This is a genomic window from Rhizobium aethiopicum, from assembly GCF_900094625.1.
Lineage (GTDB): Bacteria > Pseudomonadota > Alphaproteobacteria > Rhizobiales > Rhizobiaceae > Rhizobium > Rhizobium aethiopicum.
On sequence record NZ_FMAJ01000011.1, the window covers coordinates 26,631 to 46,453 of the forward strand.

Annotated in this window: 17 protein-coding genes; 6 read left to right on the forward strand and 11 right to left on the reverse strand. The window is 59.7% G+C overall.

The features are described 5' to 3' along the window. Position 1: 1 nt before the first annotated feature. The 6 genes from tssE to GA0061105_RS21935 all read right to left on the reverse strand — a co-directional run bounded on the left by tssE (position 2) and on the right by GA0061105_RS21935 (position 6,617). On the reverse strand, positions 2–763 hold the full coding sequence (gene tssE, locus GA0061105_RS21910) for a type VI secretion system baseplate subunit TssE (RefSeq protein WP_064697448.1): 762 nt from the start codon (positions 761–763) through the stop codon (positions 2–4). Beyond that, on the reverse strand, positions 750–1,199 hold the full coding sequence (locus GA0061105_RS21915; protein WP_092752815.1) for an Hcp family type VI secretion system effector: 450 nt from the start codon (positions 1,197–1,199) through the stop codon (positions 750–752). Before GA0061105_RS21915 ends, tssE begins: the two co-directional genes overlap by 14 nt. Positions 1,200–1,219: 20 nt before the next feature. Next, positions 1,220–2,728 carry a type VI secretion system contractile sheath large subunit gene (gene tssC / locus GA0061105_RS21920; protein ID WP_064684109.1) on the reverse strand — a complete coding sequence of 503 codons (1,509 nt, stop codon included), beginning with the start codon at positions 2,726–2,728 and terminating at the stop codon, positions 1,220–1,222. Between the two features lie 3 nt (positions 2,729–2,731). Further along, the gene (tssB, locus tag GA0061105_RS21925; RefSeq protein ID WP_009990230.1) at positions 2,732–3,268 is read right to left on the reverse strand and encodes a type VI secretion system contractile sheath small subunit; all 537 of its coding nucleotides are present in this window, start codon (positions 3,266–3,268) and stop codon (positions 2,732–2,734) included. Further along, positions 3,265–4,431: a type VI secretion system protein TssA gene (gene tssA, locus GA0061105_RS21930; RefSeq protein WP_092752817.1), complete on the reverse strand. Its 1,167-nt coding sequence runs from the start codon at positions 4,429–4,431 to the stop codon at positions 3,265–3,267. Before tssA ends, tssB begins: the two co-directional genes overlap by 4 nt. Before the next feature lie 92 nt (positions 4,432–4,523). Further along, a complete protein-coding gene (locus GA0061105_RS21935; protein ID WP_092752818.1) occupies positions 4,524–6,617 on the reverse strand; it encodes a serine/threonine-protein kinase in 2,094 nt (697 codons plus the stop codon). A 146-nt stretch (positions 6,618–6,763) separates the two neighbouring features. Here GA0061105_RS21935 and tssH point away from each other — a divergent pair, with 146 nt between their 5' ends. Continuing rightward, positions 6,764–9,496: a type VI secretion system ATPase TssH gene (gene tssH / locus GA0061105_RS21940; RefSeq protein ID WP_092752820.1), complete on the forward strand. Its 2,733-nt coding sequence runs from the start codon at positions 6,764–6,766 to the stop codon at positions 9,494–9,496. A gap of 33 nt (positions 9,497–9,529) precedes the next feature. Here the strand turns inward: tssH and GA0061105_RS21945 are convergent, their stop codons facing one another. Beyond that, positions 9,530–10,270 (reverse strand): OmpA family protein, encoded by a 741-nt coding sequence (locus tag GA0061105_RS21945; RefSeq protein ID WP_092752822.1) that lies wholly within the window; start codon positions 10,268–10,270, stop codon positions 9,530–9,532. A 120-nt stretch (positions 10,271–10,390) separates the two neighbouring features. On the opposite strand from GA0061105_RS21945, the gene GA0061105_RS21950 reads away from it, so the two are divergent. The 3 genes from GA0061105_RS21950 to GA0061105_RS21960 are packed head-to-tail and all read left to right on the forward strand — an operon-like array spanning position 10,391 to position 14,534. Next, complete coding sequence (locus tag GA0061105_RS21950) at positions 10,391–11,161, forward strand: PP2C family protein-serine/threonine phosphatase (protein ID WP_064697455.1); 771 nt, start codon at positions 10,391–10,393, stop codon at positions 11,159–11,161. 5 nt (positions 11,162–11,166) lie between these two features. Continuing rightward, positions 11,167–12,066 (forward strand): M15 family metallopeptidase, encoded by a 900-nt coding sequence (locus GA0061105_RS21955; RefSeq protein WP_064697456.1) that lies wholly within the window; start codon positions 11,167–11,169, stop codon positions 12,064–12,066. Positions 12,067–12,098: 32 nt separating this feature from the next. Next, the gene (locus GA0061105_RS21960; protein WP_092752824.1) at positions 12,099–14,534 is read left to right on the forward strand and encodes an ImcF-related family protein; all 2,436 of its coding nucleotides are present in this window, start codon (positions 12,099–12,101) and stop codon (positions 14,532–14,534) included. 80 nt (positions 14,535–14,614) lie between these two features. Here GA0061105_RS21960 and GA0061105_RS21965 read toward each other — a convergent pair whose 3' ends face one another. Continuing rightward, positions 14,615–15,379 (reverse strand): exonuclease domain-containing protein, encoded by a 765-nt coding sequence (locus GA0061105_RS21965; RefSeq protein WP_245304386.1) that lies wholly within the window; start codon positions 15,377–15,379, stop codon positions 14,615–14,617. A gap of 182 nt (positions 15,380–15,561) precedes the next feature. Here GA0061105_RS21965 and GA0061105_RS21970 point away from each other — a divergent pair, with 182 nt between their 5' ends. After that, positions 15,562–15,762, forward strand: a complete 201-nt coding sequence (locus tag GA0061105_RS21970) for a hypothetical protein (protein WP_092752825.1) — start codon at positions 15,562–15,564, stop codon at positions 15,760–15,762. Positions 15,763–16,073: 311 nt separating this feature from the next. Here the strand turns inward: GA0061105_RS21970 and GA0061105_RS21975 are convergent, their stop codons facing one another. Both GA0061105_RS21975 and GA0061105_RS21980 read right to left on the reverse strand, forming a co-directional pair. Further along, complete coding sequence (locus tag GA0061105_RS21975; protein WP_092752827.1) at positions 16,074–16,358, reverse strand: hypothetical protein; 285 nt, start codon at positions 16,356–16,358, stop codon at positions 16,074–16,076. A gap of 122 nt (positions 16,359–16,480) precedes the next feature. Further along, positions 16,481–16,756 (reverse strand): hypothetical protein, encoded by a 276-nt coding sequence (locus tag GA0061105_RS21980; protein ID WP_092752829.1) that lies wholly within the window; start codon positions 16,754–16,756, stop codon positions 16,481–16,483. 132 nt (positions 16,757–16,888) lie between these two features. Here GA0061105_RS21980 and GA0061105_RS32930 point away from each other — a divergent pair, with 132 nt between their 5' ends. Further along, positions 16,889–17,029 carry a hypothetical protein gene (locus tag GA0061105_RS32930; RefSeq protein WP_167358574.1) on the forward strand — a complete coding sequence of 47 codons (141 nt, stop codon included), beginning with the start codon at positions 16,889–16,891 and terminating at the stop codon, positions 17,027–17,029. A gap of 452 nt (positions 17,030–17,481) precedes the next feature. Here the strand turns inward: GA0061105_RS32930 and GA0061105_RS21990 are convergent, their stop codons facing one another. After that, on the reverse strand, positions 17,482–19,794 hold the full coding sequence (locus GA0061105_RS21990; RefSeq protein WP_092752831.1) for a membrane-bound PQQ-dependent dehydrogenase, glucose/quinate/shikimate family: 2,313 nt from the start codon (positions 19,792–19,794) through the stop codon (positions 17,482–17,484). Positions 19,795–19,823: the final 29 nt, after the last annotated feature.

Below are 19,823 nucleotides of genomic sequence, written 5' to 3' on the forward strand. Positions count from 1 at the left end.
TTCAGGTGTCCTTCAACTCGGTTCTGGCCGAGCCGTTGTCGAGATCGAGAATGGTGCGGATACGCAGCCGTTCTGGCGCCGGTGTCGTCAGGAGCAGCGCATCAATATCGATCCTTAGGCCAATCGACTTGTCGCCAAGGCTGACGGTCACCTTTGTTGCGCCTTCCTTCAGCCGGGGCTCGAAGGCCGCAAGCACTTGTGCGATCTCCTTGGCGAGTTCCTCACGGTCGAAGTCACGCGATGAACGGCCCGAAAACGGCGGCACGCCGTAGTTGACCACACTGCGGCGCACCAGCGGAAAATCCTCAAGAGAGGGAGGGTTGTCGCCAGCCAGTTCGGCCTCGGCATCGGTTAAAAGGGGCGAGGATTCGAAACGTTGCACATTGAAAAGCGCCTCGATGTCGCGCCGCACCGCTTCACGCAGCACATCGCTCGAAACGACCACGCCGCGACTTTCCAATTCCACGCGACGACGTTCCAGGGAAAGCAGACGATGGATGTTCTTTTTTTGCTCGCTACTGAGATCCGTTGCAGACTCTATTTGCCCGACACCGCCAGCGACCATCGCGTCCAGCCGCTCTGCGTCTATCTCGCTTTGCAACATCTGCCGGAGATCTTTGATCTCGGAGCCGAGCCCCGGCAGGTCATTGACCAGGCGATCCCACAAGGATGGCTGGATCGTTTCGCGGGTTGCGCGCTGGTGCCCGCCAAGCGGTCTCGACTCCCTTCCAACTTCTCTTCGCCAGCCGTCACTTGCCGACATAGACATCCATTTCGACCTCGTCCTTGTCGTCGTAGTTGAACGCGATGTTCTTGTAGGCGAAGCCGACGCGCTCCTCGATGAGATCGGGTTCGTCCTCACTTGGCTTCATACTGTATTGGGTGACCGAAGCCTCTTTCAGCGTAACGACCAGATAATCGCTGGTCTCGCCTTCGATCGTTCTGCGCGCGGAGAACTTGACCTCACCGAGAAGCGTGTTGGCGAACAGCGCCTTCTTCAGATAGGGCGAGGATTTGTCATAGTGCTTGATGAAAGTAATCATGCCCAGACTGACGCGGCCCCGTCGCGACAGCGAATTGGGATCGTAGGGGGCGACCATCTCAAACTCCACGCCGTGGATTTCGATCTCTTCTTCGTGGCCATCGCGAACGCTCGGTCCCGTAATATCCGGCACCTTGAGAAAACCGTCAATTTTCATGAATAACCTCCCTTGTGAATTCAGCTCTTCGTCGACGGCAGCTCCGATACGAGACGCAGTGACGCATTGATGCCTTCCAACTGATAATGGGGGCGCAGATAAAACCGGGCATTATACCATCCCGGGCGGCCTTCGACGCTGTCGACCTGAACCTCGGCCGCAGCCAGCGGCCGTTTGGCGCGGGCCTTGTCGTCGGCAAAGGCAGGGTTGGCAAGAACGTAGCGATTGATCCACTCCGTCAGCCAGATCTGCATGTCGGACCGCTCCTTGAACGAACCGATCTTGTCGCGGGCGATTGCCTTCAGGTAATGGGCGAAACGCGAAACCGGAAAAAGATACGGCAGATTTGCGCTCAGCCGCTCATTGGCCTGTGCGTCCGGATCGACCAGGCGCCCGGCGCGCGTCTCGTCATCCTGTAGCGAGTGCGCACCGATGAAGGCTGCGATATCTGTATTCTTGCGATGCAGGATCGGCATGAGCCCAAGCTTAGCAAGCTCTGCCTCGCGGCGATCGTCGATGGCGACCTCCGTCGGGCATTTCATCGCGACGGTACCATCGTCAGTCGGGAAATTGTGGACTGGAAGATTGATGACCGCTCCGCCATTCTCGACGCCGCGAATTTGCGTGCCCCAGCCAAACAGCTTGTGGCTTCGATTGATATTGACCCCCATCGGGAAGGCGGCATTCATCCACACGTAGCGATGATGATCGCCTTGGACATCCTCCTCGAAGGCGAAGCCCTTTACCGGAATGGTTTCCGCGCCGTAGGGCAGGCGTGCAAGGACCCGGGGCATCGTCAGACCGATGTAGCGCGCATCCTCGCTCTCTCGCAGCGACTGCCAGGAGGCGTAGGCGGGCGATGAGACAATCTGTTGCAGGTCCTGGGGGTTTGGCAGTTCCTGCCAGCTTTCCATGCGAAAGAGTCGCGGGGCGGCGGCTGCAATGAAGGGCGTGTGCGCCGACGCGCAGATGCCGGACATGTTGCGAAGAAGAGCGACGTCCTTCGGGTGGTTGGAGAACTCGTAAGCACCGATCAGGCAGCCGTACGGGCTGCCGCCAAGCATCGAATATTCGTCGGTATAGACTTTCTTGAATATGGGGCTTTGGTCCCACATCTGGCCCTCGTAGTCTTCGAGCGTGTCGGCGAGGGCTTCTTTTGAAATATTCATGACGCGGATCTTCAGCTTCTGATCCGTCTCTGTATTGTTGACCAAATACCACAAACCGCGCCATGTTCCCTCGAGCTGCAGCACTTCGGGCGCATGGAGAACCTCGTTGACCTGCTCGGTCAGAAGCTTGTCGATGCCGGAGATCAGGGATTTGATCGACTTGATCGCATTCGAGGAAATTGTCGTCGACTGCGAGCGAGCGCGCGCTGCAAGCGCGAGATTCTGCACCAGGGTTTGCAGCTTGTCGCTGTCATCCTTCTTGACCTTGAAGTCCTTTTCAAGAAGGTCGCTGAATTCCTGAAGATCGACGCCTTCGGCTTCCTTGACGTCGACAGCGGCGGTTCTTTCCTGTTCGGCCATGGTTTAGCCCTCCGACTTGCTGCCATCATCAATCGCCTGGTCGGCGATTTTTGCTAAAAGCGGCTCGTTGTTCAAAAGCTGGGCGATACGTTTTTCGGCGTCGACGCGGCCATCCATGAAGCCCAGCAATTCCTCAAGCTGGCGGCGCATCTTCAACAGTTCGGCGAGCTGCGGCACCTGTTCGGCAATCCGGTCCGGCGCGAAGTCGCCCATGCTCGTAAAGGTCAGGTCGACGGCAAGTTCCTCGTCCCGCTCTTCGCCGGGCGGTTGGGGAAGCGTGTTCTTGACCCGCGCCTTGACGCGCGGGCTCAGCGCCTCCATGAAGCGACCGAACCGGTTAGCGTCGGTTTCGACAAAGGTCCGGTCCCTCACCGATTTCAGAGCCTCAGGCGTTTCGGACGCACCGGCGAGATCTGCCATCACCCCCATCACGAAAGGCAATTCGATCGTGGTCGGGCTGCCATATGTTTCCACTTCATAGGCGATCTGGACGCGAGGCGCCCTGTTGCGTTCAATTACCTTCGCCTTAGTTTCGCTCATTGCTGGTCACCTTTTGTCCCAGGGGCAGGTTTCTTGCTTTCCGAAACGCCGGCCAGAAGCCGGAATTCTTTCAGCCCGGAAGGCGCAAGGTCCTCCATGAGCTCGAGAAAATCCATCGGCACCATGCGCTTGATCCTGCGGGCCAGATGGGGAATGGGGCTTGATGGCTCCGTACGGTCGTAAAAGGCGATGATGAGATCGATGCAGCGCGTAACTTCATCTCGCGAACTCAGACGCGAGGGGAAGACTGTCGCCGGCCCGCTCGGGGCCTGGTCTGCCGCAACGCTGGCGGCAGCAGCTGGCGCGGGTTCGCCGCCGGCCGTGTCCTCTTTCTGGCTCTCCTGTTGCGCATGACGCTTGGCACGCTCCAGGGTCGCCGACATGCGCTGCAGAAACCGGCTCAGATCTGGCAGGGTAACGCGCAAATCGCCGCCGATCTGCCGGTTGAGCGACTGCTCCGCCGCCTCCAGAGCTGCAGCGGCAGCCCGTGCATCGGCCGCCAGCGCCGCTGCTTCGTCGGGGGTCTGTTCGGCAAATGCCGCGCAACCGAACCGCACGCGATTGAGCACTTGATCATGTTCGCTGACGAGCGAGGCCTTCTCGGCCGCACTCAAACCAGGCGCCGCTTCGTTGAGAACGGTGCGGCTGTCGATCGCCCCCCGCTCCAGATCGCGCCCCGTCACCGGGCCAGCGCCACGAGGCGCAAAGAACGTCATTTTGCGCAGATCGCCGAGCAGACCATCCTTGTCATTTTGAAGCTGGATCAGTGCGTTGATGCGGCGGAGAGCGGCCTCGCGGGGAGGCAGGCCGTCGCGAAGCTCAGGATGCATTGTCTGCCAGTGCATGTCGAAGGTCTGGCCGATCAGCCTCAATCCGTCGGCAAGGCCGGCCAGTCCGCGCTCATTTGCAAGGGCACGCGTTACGATCACGAGCAGCCTGAGGTCGCGCCCGTGCGCCCGCAACTCCTCCGATTTGCGAAGCACGGCAGACCAGTCTACTGGGACTTCCGTTCGTGCGACGGGGTTGTTGCGCTCGTCTCGGCTGATTTCGATCTGGGGCTGTACGAGGCGTTCGAGCTCGTGGAATCGTCCGTCGTTCCGTAGGCTTTCGCCGGACGGGTTGTCACCGTTTATCGGATTCAACCAGAGCGCAGAGTCGAACAACAGATCCCCCGCTTTACCGAATATTCTTCTCTCGTTGCTGTTTTAGCATATATTTTTGCTCTGTACTAATGCCACTTATCGACGAGCGGCAACTAATTCCGAGTATCGATCAATCGGGTCGTAGTCGATAGGATCGAAACCTTCCCGCTGGCAATAACCACCTGTAAATCCTCGGCAAAGGACGTCGTGGATTCAGTTGTGGGGCGAAGTTGCGAGAACAGAGGACGGTCGGTCTGCATCACGATTATCAGACTTCTGCCGAAAGTATTGTCGACGGCGAAGGACAGCTTTGCGGGATCCGTCGCTCCATCAGCGGTGGAGTAGGCGACACGGATGGTGCGCATGCCATCGGACACTGTACCGAGGCTGGAAAGCACGTTGTCCGGGCGCTTGATGTTGGGAAGGACGTTGAACAGATTGCCGGTGACATCGGCGATCGCTACCCAGAGGTAGCCGTCCTTGATTGTGGCCGGAGCCAGCACATCGATGACCGGATTGTCGCCGACGGAGTAGATGCCAGACATGTTCGGTTCGGATTTGTCACCAAAACCCAGCAGGATCGTCATCGGCCCTTGCGGCACGTCGGGCAACAATGACTGGACGACGCACAGCTGATTGTTGAGCACTGTCGTATCAAATCGCAGATCGCGATCACCGAGACGCGGTGCAAGCGCCTGTCGGAGCGCTTCGATATCGCCGCTCGCGGCGACGTGTCCCCTGATGGCGACTGTCGAGCCAAGAGGAAAGTTTACCCCTTCCGGTGCCTGGACGACGAGCGGACCGCAGGTCTCCAACGGTGCGATGGCAGATTTCAACTGGTCGGGCGTCAGGCTTCTCGGTCCTGCGGCAATCCGCACGGCAGGTTGGTAGCCGGCGGCCTTGCTCGCCTCGTTGAACCGGCTGACGACAGTGTCACGCGCTGTCTTGTCGGGAGCAAGGCCGGTCAGGCGGACGGTGCGATCCGAGACATCAAGCTTCCATTCGACCAGCCCGTCGGCGGCGGCAAAAAAGCTGTCGATGTCCCGTGCCCAGTGCTCGGACGGTTCGCCCTTCGCAAGTGCGAGTGCACCCTTGGGTGCTGGCAGCCCGGCCGTGCGCGTAAAACCCGCCCGTATCGCCTGCTGTTGGTCGGCATCGGGAGCAAAGCCGGATAGGGTCGCCTGGTGTTGCCCGTCGACCCCGGCGCTGAGTTTATAGGGTGCCTCGACCGGAAGGCTCTTCACGAACATGCTGTCAAGAAAGCCGGCAAACCAAAGTCCCGCGACCGCCGCGACGGCAGCGATGGCTAATATCGCGGGCCAGCGCCGCCAGCCCGCCATGGCGCGACGCTCGCCTTCTTGCTGGCCGCTGCGATCGGTCCGCAACAACTCCCCCACCTGTTGAACGACGGCCGCAGCCGTTGGCGGGCGTCGCGAAGGATCGGGTTGGGTGAGATCGTCGATCAAAGCCTTGAGCGGCTCCGGAACGCCGGTTGTGTCCAGCCGGCGCTCCTTGAAGCGGACGACCTCACCGGGACTCGTTCCGACGTTCGGAACTTTTCCCCGAAAGGTCGCAAGCAAGGATGCGCCGAGGGCATAAAGGTCGGATCGCGGCTCTGCCTGCCCGTGCAATTGCTCGGGCGCTGCATACTCGTATTTGCCGGCAAACTCTTTGCCGACGATTGTGCGTGCGCCCGTCTTGCTGTCCTTAGCGATGCCGAAGTCGATGATGACAGCTTCCTCCGGCCGCCCGCTGCGCAAGATGATGTTGTCGGGCGACAGATCGCGATGAACGATTTTACGTTCGTGTGTAGCAACCAAGCCCTGGGCCACTCTCTGGGCCACGACCAGCAGGTCTCTGGAAGAAATCCCGCCCCGCTCGAGATAGTCGTTGAGTGGCGTACCGGCGACGTAATCCATGACCAGATAGACGTAACCCTCGGCTGTCTGGCTGCAGTCGGTATAACGCACGACCGCGTCATGCGAGATGCCGCGCATCTCCTCTTCCCGCTTCATCAATTCCAGGTAGCCGGCGTCGGCGGACAGCTCCCGCTTGAGCGCCTTGAGCGCCACGACCCGGCCGGTGATCTTGTTGCTGGCGCGGTAGACTTCGCCCGTTCCGCCGCGGCCAAGCACACCCTCGATCTCGTAGGTATTGTTGAGTACCTGGTTCTTGCGAAAGATGTCACCGGGCAATGGGTCGATCATCTGGTAACTCCAAACCACGCCGTCACTATTCATCAAAGACATGCGGTTCGAATATTTGTCAAGAACACTATAATGTGGCAGTTTGCCATTGAGATTGAAGACTAGGCTCGTTCATTCGAGAGCACGTGGGCAGGAGCCCGACCGGCATGCAACAGAACATGTCTTCTCACAGCTTCAAGCGTAAAGAACTGATCGGCAAGCTCGACGCGATATGTCTGCGTGCATTCAAGGCGGCAGCCGACGCCGCCAAGCTTCGGGGCAATCCCTATGTCGAACTCGTCCATTGGATCGAGCAACTGTCGCTAGTCGACCGCGCGGATTTCCAGCTGATCCTCGCCGACGCTGGCGTGGACCTCGGCCGCCTTGCGGCCGACATGGCACGGTCGATCGACAAACTGCCCTATGGCGCGACGTCCATAGAAGAGTTTTCAGATCACATATTTCACGCTGTCCAGGAAGCCTGGAGTCTCGCAAGCCTTCAATTCGGCTCGGAAGAGGTGCGCGGCGCTTACGTCCTTCTGGCCTGTAGAAAGGTGCCGGTGCTTGATGGCTTGCTGTTGAAGATCAGCGGTGAGTTCGACCGGATCGAAGCGGATTCCGTCCTTGCTCGCCTGGACGACGTACTCTCTCAATCCCTTGAAAATCGCGGCGGACGCGACCCTGGCCAACCGGTGCGCAAGGAACGACCGGCTGGCGGCGATTCCGCATTGGCGAAATATGCGACTGATCTGACCAGGCGTGCTCGAGAAGGTAAGATCGATCCGGTTGTGGGTCGCGACCCGGAAATTCGCCAGATCGTCGATATTCTCATGCGCCGACGGCAGAACAATCCGATCCTCACGGGCGAGGCCGGGGTCGGCAAGACGGCGGTCGTTGAAGGCTTTGCGCTTCGCCTTGCGGCAGAAGACGTGCCGCCGCCACTCAAAGGGGTCGCGCTCCACATGCTGGATGTTGGCTTGATGCAGGCCGGAGCGAGCGTCAAAGGCGAATTTGAAAAACGCCTCAAGACTGTGATCGACGAGGTTCAGGCATCGGAAACGCCGATCATCCTCTTCATCGACGAAGCACATACGCTGATCGGAGCAGGCGGGGCTGCGGGAACGGGGGACGCCGCAAATCTATTGAAACCAGCATTGGCGCGCGGCGAGCTTCGCACGATCGCGGCAACGACATGGGCGGAGTACAAACAGCACATCGAGAAAGACCCGGCGCTGACCCGGCGCTTCCAAGTCGTCAAGATTGAGGAACCCAGCGAAGAAGACGCCATTCTCATGCTTCGTGGCGTGGCAGGCATCCTCGAGAAACACCATCAGGTGCAGATCCTCGACGAGGCGATCGAAACGGCGGTCGGCCTTTCACATCGTTACATTCCGGCCCGCCAGTTGCCCGACAAGGCAGTCAGCTTGCTTGATACCGCTTGCGCACGCGTGGCGGTATCGCAGCACGCAACGCCGGCCGAGGTTGAAGATCTTCTGAGGCGCAAACAGTCTCTCGAGATCGAGCAGGGGATCATCGGCCGCGAAAGGTCCATCGGCATTGAGGTTGCAGACCGTCAAGCTAAGGTATGGACCGCCCTTGGCGAGGTGGAGACGGCCCTGGCCGCGGCGCGAGCCCGCTGGGAAGAGGAGAGGTTGCTGGTGTCTGACATTCTCGACCTGCGGGCCAGGCTGCGCAGCGAGGGAGTTGGCCTGGATGCGGCGTTATCGCAACAGGGCGATACCGCGACCGTTGCGAACGCCCCCGACCAAAATCTCTCGGCGGCCAGCGAAGACGAAGAAGAAGCTCCGGACGGAAATGCCGACCTTTCGCGCCTAAGGGCACTTACCCACGAACTTGCCGAGATGCAGGGCGAAACGCCATTGATGCTGCTGTCGGTAGACCGCAACGCGGTCGCCTCGGTGGTCCAGGACTGGACAGGTATTCCCGTCGGGAGAATGCTCGCTGGTCAGACTGAAAGGGCGCTTAAGCTCGCTGGAATTCTGGGCGAACGCGTTGTCGGTCAGGACCTTGCCATGGAAGCGATCGCACGCCGGGTGCGGACCAGCCGCGCAGGACTAGGGTCGCCGGAAAAGCCGGTCGGCGTCTTCCTGCTTTGTGGACCGTCCGGTGTCGGCAAGACGGAAACGGCGCTCGCCCTCGCCGAGGCATTGTATGGCGGCGAACAGAACCTGATCTCCATCAACATGTCGGAATTTCAGGAGGCCCATACGGTTTCGACGCTGAAGGGAGCACCCCCCGGCTATGTCGGCTATGGCAAGGGAGGCATTCTGACCGAGGCCGTTCGCCGCAGGCCCTATTCCGTTATTTTGCTCGACGAGGTCGAAAAAGCGCATCCCGATGTGCACGAGATCTTCTTTCAGGTCTTCGACAAGGGGATGATGGACGACAGCGAGGGTCGACGGATTGATTTTAGAAATACACTCATATTGCTGACCTCCAATGTCGGTTCGGATGTCATCATGAGGCTGACCGGCAACGGGCTCTCCCGCACGCCAACCGAAGAACTCGAAGCCGCGTTGCGGACGCCGTTGCTGCAGGTGTTCCCGGCCGCCTTCCTCGGGCGCGTTATCGTCGTGCCCTATTATCCCCTTTCGGATTCGATGATCGAAGCAATCGCGCAGGCAAATTTTGCGAAGATCGCCGAGCGACTGCGTACGAGCCATAACGCCGAACTAGTCATAGGTGAGGGCGTTATCGACTTGATCAAGGCGCGCTGCACCGAAGTGGAGTCGGGCGGTCGCATGATCGATGCGATCTTGACCAACACGCTTCTGCCGGCCCTCAGCACCGGCATATTGAACTGGGCGCTGGATGGCAAACGCTTGACGAAGGCGACGGTCGGAGCGTCTGCCGACGGCTTCAGCTACGCCTTTGAATAGCAATTAGATCGCATCTGCAGCTGCTATGCGCGTTTAGCTGACTGCCTGGAATTCGACGCGTCGGTTCTCGTCAGCCCTCGGTTTTTGTGGATCGAGCAGAAACTGCTCGCCAACGCCAACAGCCTCGAGCCGTTCACGAGGAATTTGGCAATCCTCTGTGAAGAAGCGCGCCACCTCCCTTGCACGCAGCGTGGAGAGATTTTGGTTGTACCTCGCTCCGCCGGAGGCATCGGTATGACCGACAATACGAATGAGCTTGATATCCATTTCTTTCACCACACTGCAGAGCTTCTGCAGCATCGGCTTCTCCTTGGGTGCGATGGCAGAGGAATCGAAGGCAAACTGCACGCGGTAGTTAACCTGATCATCGTCAGGCAGCTTCCAGTATGTCTGCGGGGTTGTTATCGTCGCTGCCGCAGTTGCTGGTGAAGTCTCCACCGGCCCCTGTCCGGGAGTCGGGCCGGCCTCGACTGTTGCCTCCTTAGCCACATTTGCCGAAGCGCCCGGGTTGCTACTCGCTTGAGTAGAGCCGATCTTGGCCGGCGGGGTCTCGGGCGTAGTGATCGGCACTGGCGTTGCCTCAGGCGCAGGCCCGGAATTGGTCAGCACGAGGCCGCGGGACGGCCCGAGCTTGGCTGCCCTGAACAATTCCATTTGCCTTTGGAAACGTTCCTTGAGCGCCGTCTCGTTTAGTTCCTGTGCACGCAATTCACTTTGTAACGTGAAGAATAAAGCGAGAGACACCAGCAGCTTCAAAGTCAGCAGGCGCTTCATTTTAGGTTCCTCTCGGCAAAAATGTTTCGCCTGACCAAAAAATTACTATAGGATGACCGTGGGTGCAACCGCTTCCGTGGCGGTCCTCACGGCGGAGCGAATGATGAGGTTCTTCCGGTCATGACCCCGGAGTATCCCGATAGTCCCTCGACGCGGGTCCCGAGCTGGCCGGGCAGGCCGAAAGGGGCCGGGCTCAGCCACACCGGTCATGTTCGCAACCGCAATGAGGACGCAATACTCATAGATCCCACAGGCGTGCTTTGGGCGGTCGCCGACGGAATGGGCGGTTATGGCCACGGCGACGTCGCAGCAGGCTTGGTGATCGAGCATCTAGCTCTGCTTCCCCATGCTCCAATTTCGAGCGCCGATCTGGTGGGCGCGCTCGAGGCAGCCAATTCCGCCATTCGGCGATGGGCAACCTCGGCCGACGTGGCGCAGATGGGTGCAACCGTGGTGGCTGCGCTTCTGCACGGCGGCACTATTTCGCTTGCATGGGCGGGCGATAGCCGGGCCTACCGCTGGCGCGATCGTGAATTACAACAGCTGACGCGTGACCATTCGGTCGTGCAGGAGCTTCTCGACGATGGGCGCCTTTCTCCCGCGGCGGCCTGGCAGCACCCGCAAGCGCATGTTGTAACACGCGCGATTGGAGCGTCCGATAATCTTGTCGTCGAAACCACGGAAGTTTCGTTTTGCCTGGGTGATGTCCTCATTCTCTGCTCTGACGGGCTAACCGACTGTGTGGCGGACGCCGAGATCGCTGCCCTTATGGATGCCGTTTCAACGCCGGCGGTCACCTGTCAGCGATTGATCGGCGCTGCTCTCGATAACGGCGCCCCGGACAACGTTTCAGTGATTGTCGTCCAGATTGATGGAGCTGCGGTATCTTGAGGCAAATGAGTGCCATCGCGGCCATCGTCATCGGGATGAGCATCATTCTCGCAGCCGTCATCTTTGCGTTCGTCGGAAACCTCTTGCAAGATACGGAACTTGATCCGAATGCGGGCAAAATAGATCGGCTCACACAGCAACTTGCCGAGCAGGACAGCGAAATCCGGGGGCTGCGCTCTGAATTGAACACCCTCAAAGGACAGATGGCGGATGTCGGCGGCAGGGTGATGGAGTTGGAAAAAGCTCCACCTCCCGGCCCTGCTCAGACAGCCCCCGTCATTAATCCGCAAGCCGTCCAACAGACCGATCCCTCACCGCTCTTCACGGACCAGTTCGGCGGTATGGCACCGCGTGAGGAGGAAGGAAATCTGACTGAACCGATGCAACTGGCCAAGAAGCGTTTCAACGAGAATGTCATACGCCCGACCCCAGCCGTGTTGCGACAGATATTGGGCGAGCCGAGAAGCACCTATTCAACCACCTGTGCACCGGTCACCAATCCGAAATTGCTGCATGTACTCGAAACCCGCGACATCGGCGGTATTCGTCTGACCATGATCAGACCAGCGCTCGATTCGCTCCAGCAGATCATGGCGCGCCTCAAAAGAGAAGAGCCAGATATCTATGCCGCTATCGGAACCGCGGGCGCGCTCTGTGCAAGGTATGTACGGGGTTCTTCGAAGTCGGTGTCCTCACACGCGTGGGGCGCGGCCGTCGACCTGACGCTCAAGAAGAACCTCGACAACATGGGCGATAACAGCACGCAATTCGGGCTCGTGGTGCTCGCCGAGTTCTTCAACGAGGCTGGCTGGTATTGGGGGGCGGGCTATAGCCGCGAAGATTCCATGCATTTCGAGGTCGGCGAGGCGCTGCTGCGAAAATGGGCGGCTGAGGGCAAGCTGTGAAGGGGGATCTCGAACCGCCGGGCCCAGCCCCTATGCAAGCAGATGTGCTTGCCGCACTGGCACAGCCCCTATTGGATCTTGCAAGACGTGCCGAAAGCGAAAAGAAACCAGATCCACGCGAGCTTGCGGCAATGGCACGGACCCTCGTCGCCGCCTTCGAGACCGAAGCACGACGCAGGAAGGTCCCGCAGGACTGGCTCCTGGATGCCCGCGACGCCCTTGTCGCTTTGGTTGACGCGCGAGCGCGTAACAATCCCGCATTGTCGATCCGAAAATGGGAGCGCGCGCTTGCCGCGGCCCTGCCAATTGGGGGCGTTATGGCGGCCAGCAGGTTGGCCGAACGAGCGAGAGCGGCAGCGAAGGCAGGGCCTGCGAGCCGGGATCTCGCCCGCTTCCTCGGCCACTGTAACGACGCTGTCCAAGCGGCGCTTCTATCGGGCACACAGCATAAAACGCTCGCGGATCGCGGTCTCGCTGCTCTCGTGATCGGATTCTTCCTGGTAATTCTGGTGGTTTGGGCAGCATGGGCCGAATGGCGGTTTCGCGAGCGGCTTTTATCGCAACTGCCCGATGTCGCACGTGTCGTGGAAGCCGGACGCGTGGCAACACCGGCGGCGCGCGCAGCCCAACTCGATGCATTCCTTGCGGGAGTTCGACTTGTCGAGCAGGATGCGCAGCGTTCACCTCTTGGTCTCATTCATCATTTGGGGATGTTCGATCCGGCAGAGGCCGCACGCCGGCGCTATGGCCAAGCCGTCGACGCCCTGGCCAGCGGTCCGCTTGCGGCAGCCCTTGGTGTTGCTATCGCCACGGAAGGAGAGGCGACCGCACTTTACGATTCCCTGCGCGCCTGGTCTATCTTGAAGGGCACCTCGGACTGGCAACCACGGTTCCTCGCCGGCTGGGTGGACGATCGAGCCCAGACATTTCCCGAACTTGCCGGCATGGCAATGCATGTTGCTGCCATGTCCGGACCTCCAGCAGATCTTGAACAGCCGGATCCCGAAGCAATTGCTCAAGCAACACAGTTTGCTTCAGAGGGCTCTGCAAACGAGCGAGCCATGCTCGAACTCGCCCGTGCCGAGAAAACTGCGGGCCTTCCAGCCTGGTCTCTCGGGCAGGCGGCACCTGGTCTCGACAGGATATTGATCCGCAGATCCGGACTGCCCATCGAGCAGGCCGTGCCCGGTCTCTACACTGAGGCAGGGTGGGCTTATGCACGCTCTGGCGCTGCAGAAGAGGCGATCGGGAAGGCGAAGACCGAAACTACCAACCTCCTGAAAGCCGCCGACATGGCGAGTGCTGATGCAGTTATGGACCTTCTTCAGAAGCGAACGCTGGAGACGTGGTCTCAGTACCTCGGCGATCTTCGTGTCCGGCCGTTCACCGACCAACCGAGCGCGGTTATCGTCAGCGGTGTGCTAAGCGCCACCAACTCGCCGCTCTCGGCCCTGATCCGTGAGGTATGGCGCCAGGCGGGCGGCACCGATCGCAGCCGCAGCCATGCGAACCAGCTTCGCATTGCCGCGACACTCGGGCCTGCCATCCAGTTCGTGGAGCAGGGTCGCATGTCGGAAATCTCGCGGCTTTTTGTGTCGCTGAATGTCGCGCTTGCCCTTCTCGACGTAAATTCAGAAATCGGCAAAAGGTCGTTGATGGATGCACAGGAGCGCGCCAACTCTGTCGTCGCCCTGCAGCAGGCGCCGCTCCTCGTCGTACAAATGGTCGAAGACGTGATCTCCCAGACGGCCTCTCCAAAGACGGTAGAAATGGCCGAAGATCCGGCCCCGACAGCAAGGCCGCCAGGGGCTTGGGGCGAGGTCGCTATGGCATGCCAGGCTGCTGTCGCAGGCCGCTATCCGTTCTTTGACGGGTCGGACGCGGATATGGCCGAAGTCGCGCGCATTTTCGCGCCGAATGGTCTGGTGGAGACTTATTTCCGAACGCAGCTGGCGCCTTTGATGGATATATCCACGAACCCGTGGCGCTGGAAACCGGAAGCACGGCTTTCTGGTTACGCGCCCGAAAGTGCAGCGTTCTTTCAGAAAGCTTCCGCGATCGGCGGCGCGCTCTTTCGTCAGGGAACCTCGCCGCGTCTGCCTGTATCGCTGGAGGCACTGGCGCAACGCGGTGCGGCTACCATCTCGATCGGCGGCGCTCGGGCTCCGGTTACCACAACAGGCGGGGCGGTGATCTTTAGCTGGCCGGGGGACCTGCCATCACGCGGCCTCGAAATTTCCTTCGATAGCGGTAGTGCGGTTGAGAAAAAGAGCGCGCCGGGGCCGTGGGGCCTGTTGCGCTTTCTAGACGGATCACGCTTGCGGCCACGCGACGGCGGACGGCGTTTCCTCATAGACGTGCGGACAACCGGCGCGCGCGCCTACCTGCAGATGTCGTTCGCCGAGCCTGCCAACCCTGTCTCCGTGCGCGTTGTGATGCGGGAGCTGACATGTCCGTCGAGCCTCTGACAGCACCAGGCGCCACGAAGCTTAGATCGAAAATCGGATTGCTCCAGCGCAAGAGGGCTGCGGACGTTCGCCATCCGGCCTCACAGAAAGGACTTCTGCGCCGGCTCGACGACCGACTGCTCGGTATACTCACCCCGACGCGATAGTTCGGTCTGTGCGCTGAAGCGGATGTCGGCATCACGGTCGCGAGCGAACTCTTGCAGCGCTTCGTCCGTCAGCCGATCCCAGCCCTTCCCTCGATCCAGTCCCGATGGGACGCGAGGCAAGAGCCCAGGCTCATTGCTCCAGCTCAGAAGCTGCAGAAGCGATGTCTCGTTCAGGAGATCGCGAAGATGATGCGCGGTCACATAGGCGTCCGGCATGGCGCGATGCGCTGGCAGGCCGATCTCATGGACGAGACCCGAAGGCATGCGTTGGTAGCGGAGCATTTGGTTGGAGAACCGCGGCAGATCAGGCCAGACCCGCATGGCAGACTTCCATGTGCAGATCCATGGTGTGCCTCCGGTGAATCTCGGTGTGCAATAGCGCTGCTCGAACGCTGCTCGGTGGGCTGCGAGCGCATCGATGCGGCCAGACGGCCGAAGAATGCTTGCGGCAATCTCTTTCCAGAAGGGTGCGTCTGCGACCTGAGCGTCTAGGATATGGTGGACGGCCATAGTATCCGCCGAGATCGGACGGCCGGGATTTACCAGCAACGCGCCGCGTTCGCCGGTGACCTCCCACGTGCCATGGCTATCTTGGATGACGTCCTGCCATCCGATCTCGCAGACGTCGTTCGGCCCATTGCCGCCTGTCTCAAGATCGATAACGCGAACTCTGGGCCTGGAGGTCTCGATGGTGGTCACCTGCTATCCTGGATACTGGTTTCATTATAAATCAAGATCGAGCTGCGGTTGTTCCTCGTTTTCATCGCCAGCCGACGATGGCAATCTGGCAAGCCGTATCCTCGGAGCCAGCAATGATTTGGTTTGATACAGTTTTGGACTAGCCTGTGGATGATGAAAGATTGCAACGCGGAGTCGCCGCAATGCTCAGCGTCGCCCCTGAGGATGTCGCCATCGCTCACAGCATCAGCGAGATCGGGACGCTTCCAGTCACCTGCGTGGTCGAGTGTTCGACGCCGGAGGAATATTCTCAGCTCATCACGATCTGTTTATCCGAGCGTGCTGCCCCTGCCATCCCGGAGAGCGCCAGCCGCCTTGCTCTGCGCTCGACAGGTCCATTCTGATTCCAGATGATGAAACAGCAAATCCATATTCATTTGTGCACATATCCAATGCTGGGCAGCAATCTGTCGTGCTGGTCGAACCTCAGGAGCTCGACGAGAAGGATCGCTATGTCATCCGATAGCACATTGCCTGGCCGCCCCAAACCGATTGGGCGGGTCGTCCCAAACGCTATGGGCGCGAAATCAAAATTTTAACAGGTGGATGCCTCTTCGCTCACAAGCGCCCCTGACGGGGTCTCTCGTCCGTAGCTGTTGAGCGCAAAGACATCGGGCCAAAATGGCTGCTTATGCGGGCTCGCCGTTGGTGACCCTCACTCTTCCAATCTGAATCTGGAATAGTCCAGCGATATCCTCTCTCGGGCCTGGCTCAAAATTTTCTTATAATCTTCCCGGAAAGGAGCAACCAACTGCGATTCCAGGGAGGTCAAAACCCCCTGAAATACCGCCCATTCGCTTGGATGATGAAAACTCTCAGTACCTGGCGGGGCGTTATCGTCAGCAATCCAGCGGGACAGAAGCTCGAAAAGCACGATCGCTTCGGGGCTGGTTAGACTGACGGAGATTTCAGTGGGCTCTTCATAGGGTTTGTCATCCATGCACCAAAGCCTTCATCGCCAAGTGTCTCCGATCATCTGCGCAGTGATCATGCGCCGCTTTTTCGTGCCTTGGGTAGCGGGACGGCTGAGCGCGCGCGGGTCGATAGCTAGGTCCCGCCAGATCAATTTTGTTCTTTGAGCGTTTCGATGAAGTCCGGCAGCGGGTGAATCGGGGGAGTTTTCGTCAAGAGCGGTTCAAGAGCCCCCGCGATCTCCCGGCAATCATCAGCGGAAAGTGAGCGGAGGTTCGATGTGACCTTGTTGTAGGCGGCCGTTCCGCGGGAATTGATGGAGCGATTTATAATGAAGCGCTCAATTTGTCGGTCAGATCTCGTGACAAACAACGCGAGTGACCCTCCATCAGCGGCAGCGGCGCTGTCGGTAACCGATTCGAACATGCAACCTCCATTCAGAACCCGCCCTGGCATCGCGAACACGGGTGGTGCCTGCATCTGACACTCGGAACCTTATTTCTCGCGAGCCGGGCCAAATTCATCTATGTTTGCCAGAACCAAGCGGGAGATATCCCAATGACATTGTATAACGTCCTAATGTTTCTTGGCCTTGTTGTCATGATCGGCGTCGTCGTAAAAGGCTTTTGGGGTGTCACTCGGCTAAAACCTCTCGAGCAGCACGACAGCCCGCAGAGCGACGCCGCCCCGCCGAACTGATCAGCAGTAAGTCCGCCAGATGGCATTTCCTGCAGCGTGAAGCTGGCAGTCCGTTGGGCGATTTATTTGATCCTCGAAAGCAGCAAAAGCGATAGCCGCAGCCTATCTTGGTGAATTCATTATGCCTTGCGCAGGCCTGTGGATGACATCTGTCGGCTTAGGCTATCTGCCGCTGTCAGGCTATCCGGCAAGCTCGTCCTCGATCGATTGCCATCCGCGAAGTGCCGCGAAGGTTACACCGGGTCAAATGTCATCACCAGCAGCGTGCGCTCAAAGCGCGCGGTGGCGATCGCACGGCCGGCAAATGAATTCTATGATCGGTTCACGGCGATCCCTCGGGCTAGACCCAAATCGTTCGGTGACCAGGACGCCGCAAGTTTTCGCGTCGCGCCCGTAACCCGGTTTCTCTTCGAACCAAGACAGCAAAGAGCGACCGTCGACGCGGTCAAATCTCAGTTGTTGAGGGAGAAGGCGAGCACATAGTCGCCGACGTCAGTCGAATTTGCTGCTCCGCCAACCGAGACCAGAACATATTGTTTGCCTGTCTTCGGAGAGACGTAGGTCATTGGCGTCGCACTCGATCCGACCGGCAGAGGATATTTCCAAAGCTCGTTGCCGTTCTCGGCGTCATAAGCGCGGATGTAATAGTCCTGGAAGCCGGCGAAGAAGACGACGCCGCCCGCAGTCGCCGATGTGCCGGCATAGGTCGGCAAGCCCATCGACATGGGTAAATTCATCTTGATCTTGAAAGGTCCGAGCTGTTCGGCAGTCCCGGCCGGCACCTGCCATGCGATTTTGCGTGTGTTCAGATCCAATGCCGTCACGGTGCCCCATGGCGGTTGCGTGCAGGGAATGCGCAGTCTCGACGTCCATTTCTCGGTCGTCATGCCATAAGGCGTGCCGCGCTGCGGGGCGGAGGGGCCGTGCGCGGTCGTGACAAGGGCGAAATCGACATAATCGGCTCGCGGAACGAGCGCGAAGATGCTGGGGACGCGAATATCGTTCATGAAGACGCGGTTGTTGGGCAGGTCGACCGAGACGCTTCCCCAGTTGAGGCCGCCCAGATTTCCCGGCTGCTGAATTGCAGGATGCGTGCCGATCGGAGTGAAATCGCCGTCGTAGCGCATCTTGCGAAAGGCGATGCGGCAGGCCAGCTGATCGAACATCGTCAGGCCCCAGGCCCTCTGCTCCGTCAGGCGTTCCGCACCGATCGTCGGCATGCCGACGGAATAAGGCTGCGTCGGCGACAGTTTCTCCTCCGGCGCGCCTCCCGTCTGCGGCACCGGCTTTTCCTGAACTTCGGCGAGGGGAAGGCCCGTTTGCCGGTTGAGCAGGAACAGCTGCCCACGTTTGGTGGTCTGCAAGATGGCCGGCACGGTGGCGCCATTGCCGTCGGGCAGGTCGATCAGCACCGGTTGGGCGGGCAGATCATAGTCCCAGATATCGTGATGCACGGTCTGGAACTTCCATCTCTCCCTGCCTGTCGTCACATCGAGCGCCACCAATGTCGCGTTGTACTGATCGGCGAAAGCCTGGCGATTGGCGCCGAAATAATCCGGCGTGGTATTGCCGAGCGGCGCATAGATGAGCCCGAGCTTGTCATCGAAGGCAGCTGTCGTCCACATATTGGGTGTGGCGCGGGTGTAGGTCTCGCCTTGCGGCGGAAGCTTGGTGATCGCAGGATTGCCGAGGTCCCATGCCCATTCGAGCTCGCCGGTCACCACATTGAAAGCGCGGATGACGCCTGACGGCTCGCCGACCTCCTGATTGTCGGTGACCCAGCCTCCGATGACAATCAGGTTGCGGGCAATCAGCGGAGCCGATGTCTGGAAATAGTAGCCGGTCTTGATTTCACCCATGCCCTGAGAGAGCTGCACGGTGCCGTTGTCGCCGAAGCCGGTGCATGGCGCTCCGGTCTTGCTGTCGATCTCGAGGAGGCGGGCATCGATCGTCGTCTGTATCAGGCGCTCGTTGCAAAGGCCATCGGGCGACCGGCCTTCCTCCGGCATCTTGTAATAGCCGAGGCCGCGGCAGCGCTGCCAGTAGGGCGCCGAGGCCTTGGGATCGAAGGTCCATTGGGGTTTTCCGGTATCGGCATCAAGAGCTGCGATCACATCCGTCGGCGTGCAAGCGTAGACCGTATCGCCGATCTGCAAAGGCGTGTTCTGATCGACGCCGTCGCCTCTTCCTGTGCGATATGTCCAGGCAAGATCGAGCTTGGCAACGTTGCCGCGATTGATCTGATCGAATGGGGAATAGCGATCTCCCGCCGTGCTGCGGCCATAGGATGTCCAGTCGGAGGGGGAGTTGTCGCCTTTGGCCGTCTTGTAGGCAGGAATGTCGCTGGAGGGGCGGATCACCTCATGCGGCGTAAAAGCAAGGCTGAAGCCTGCAGCAAACAGAATGGCGGCAAGCAGGGCGCCGCCATGGAAGAGCTTTCGATTGGCGGTCGGCAAACGCGCTGGTGCAAAAAGACACGCAGATCCCGCCAGCGCGATCGGCGACATCAAGCGTGCGAAGAGCGCCCAGAAATTGGTGCCGGACTCCCATAATGCCCATGGAAGAGTTAAAACGGCGACGAGCAGGATGATGAGTGCGCCCAGTGGCTTCCGGCGCCACAGCAGAACTGCCGCTACGAGGTAGGCAAGTCCTGTGATTGCGTAATAGGGCGAGCCGCCGAGGCTGAGCAGCAAGGCGCCGCCTCCCATCAAGCCCAATCCGATAAAGCCAATAACGATACAGAACAGAGCGGCCAGAAATTTCATCGTCTCCTCATCCAATTCGTACCCGAAGA

Bases quoted from the DNA above. Each gene is read 5' to 3' on its own strand.
- tssE (WP_064697448.1), bottom strand. From the start codon at position 763: ATGTCGGCAAGTGACGGCTGGCGAAGAGAAGTTGGAAGGGAGTCGAGA.
- GA0061105_RS21915 (WP_092752815.1), bottom strand. From the start codon at position 1,199: ATGAAAATTGACGGTTTTCTCAAGGTGCCGGATATTACGGGACCGAGC.
- tssC (WP_064684109.1), bottom strand. From the start codon at position 2,728: ATGGCCGAACAGGAAAGAACCGCCGCTGTCGACGTCAAGGAAGCCGAA.
- tssB (WP_009990230.1), bottom strand. From the start codon at position 3,268: ATGAGCGAAACTAAGGCGAAGGTAATTGAACGCAACAGGGCGCCTCGC.
- GA0061105_RS21935 (WP_092752818.1), bottom strand. From the start codon at position 6,617: ATGATCGACCCATTGCCCGGTGACATCTTTCGCAAGAACCAGGTACTC.
- tssH (WP_092752820.1), top strand. From the start codon at position 6,764: ATGCAACAGAACATGTCTTCTCACAGCTTCAAGCGTAAAGAACTGATC.
- GA0061105_RS21945 (WP_092752822.1), bottom strand. From the start codon at position 10,270: ATGAAGCGCCTGCTGACTTTGAAGCTGCTGGTGTCTCTCGCTTTATTC.
- GA0061105_RS21950 (WP_064697455.1), top strand. From the start codon at position 10,391: ATGACCCCGGAGTATCCCGATAGTCCCTCGACGCGGGTCCCGAGCTGG.
- GA0061105_RS21955 (WP_064697456.1), top strand. From the start codon at position 11,167: ATGAGTGCCATCGCGGCCATCGTCATCGGGATGAGCATCATTCTCGCA.
- GA0061105_RS21960 (WP_092752824.1), top strand. From the start codon at position 12,099: ATGCAAGCAGATGTGCTTGCCGCACTGGCACAGCCCCTATTGGATCTT.
- GA0061105_RS21970 (WP_092752825.1), top strand. From the start codon at position 15,562: ATGCTCAGCGTCGCCCCTGAGGATGTCGCCATCGCTCACAGCATCAGC.
- GA0061105_RS21975 (WP_092752827.1), bottom strand. From the start codon at position 16,358: ATGGATGACAAACCCTATGAAGAGCCCACTGAAATCTCCGTCAGTCTA.
- GA0061105_RS21980 (WP_092752829.1), bottom strand. From the start codon at position 16,756: ATGTTCGAATCGGTTACCGACAGCGCCGCTGCCGCTGATGGAGGGTCA.
- GA0061105_RS32930 (WP_167358574.1), top strand. From the start codon at position 16,889: ATGACATTGTATAACGTCCTAATGTTTCTTGGCCTTGTTGTCATGATC.
- GA0061105_RS21990 (WP_092752831.1), bottom strand. From the start codon at position 19,794: ATGAAATTTCTGGCCGCTCTGTTCTGTATCGTTATTGGCTTTATCGGA.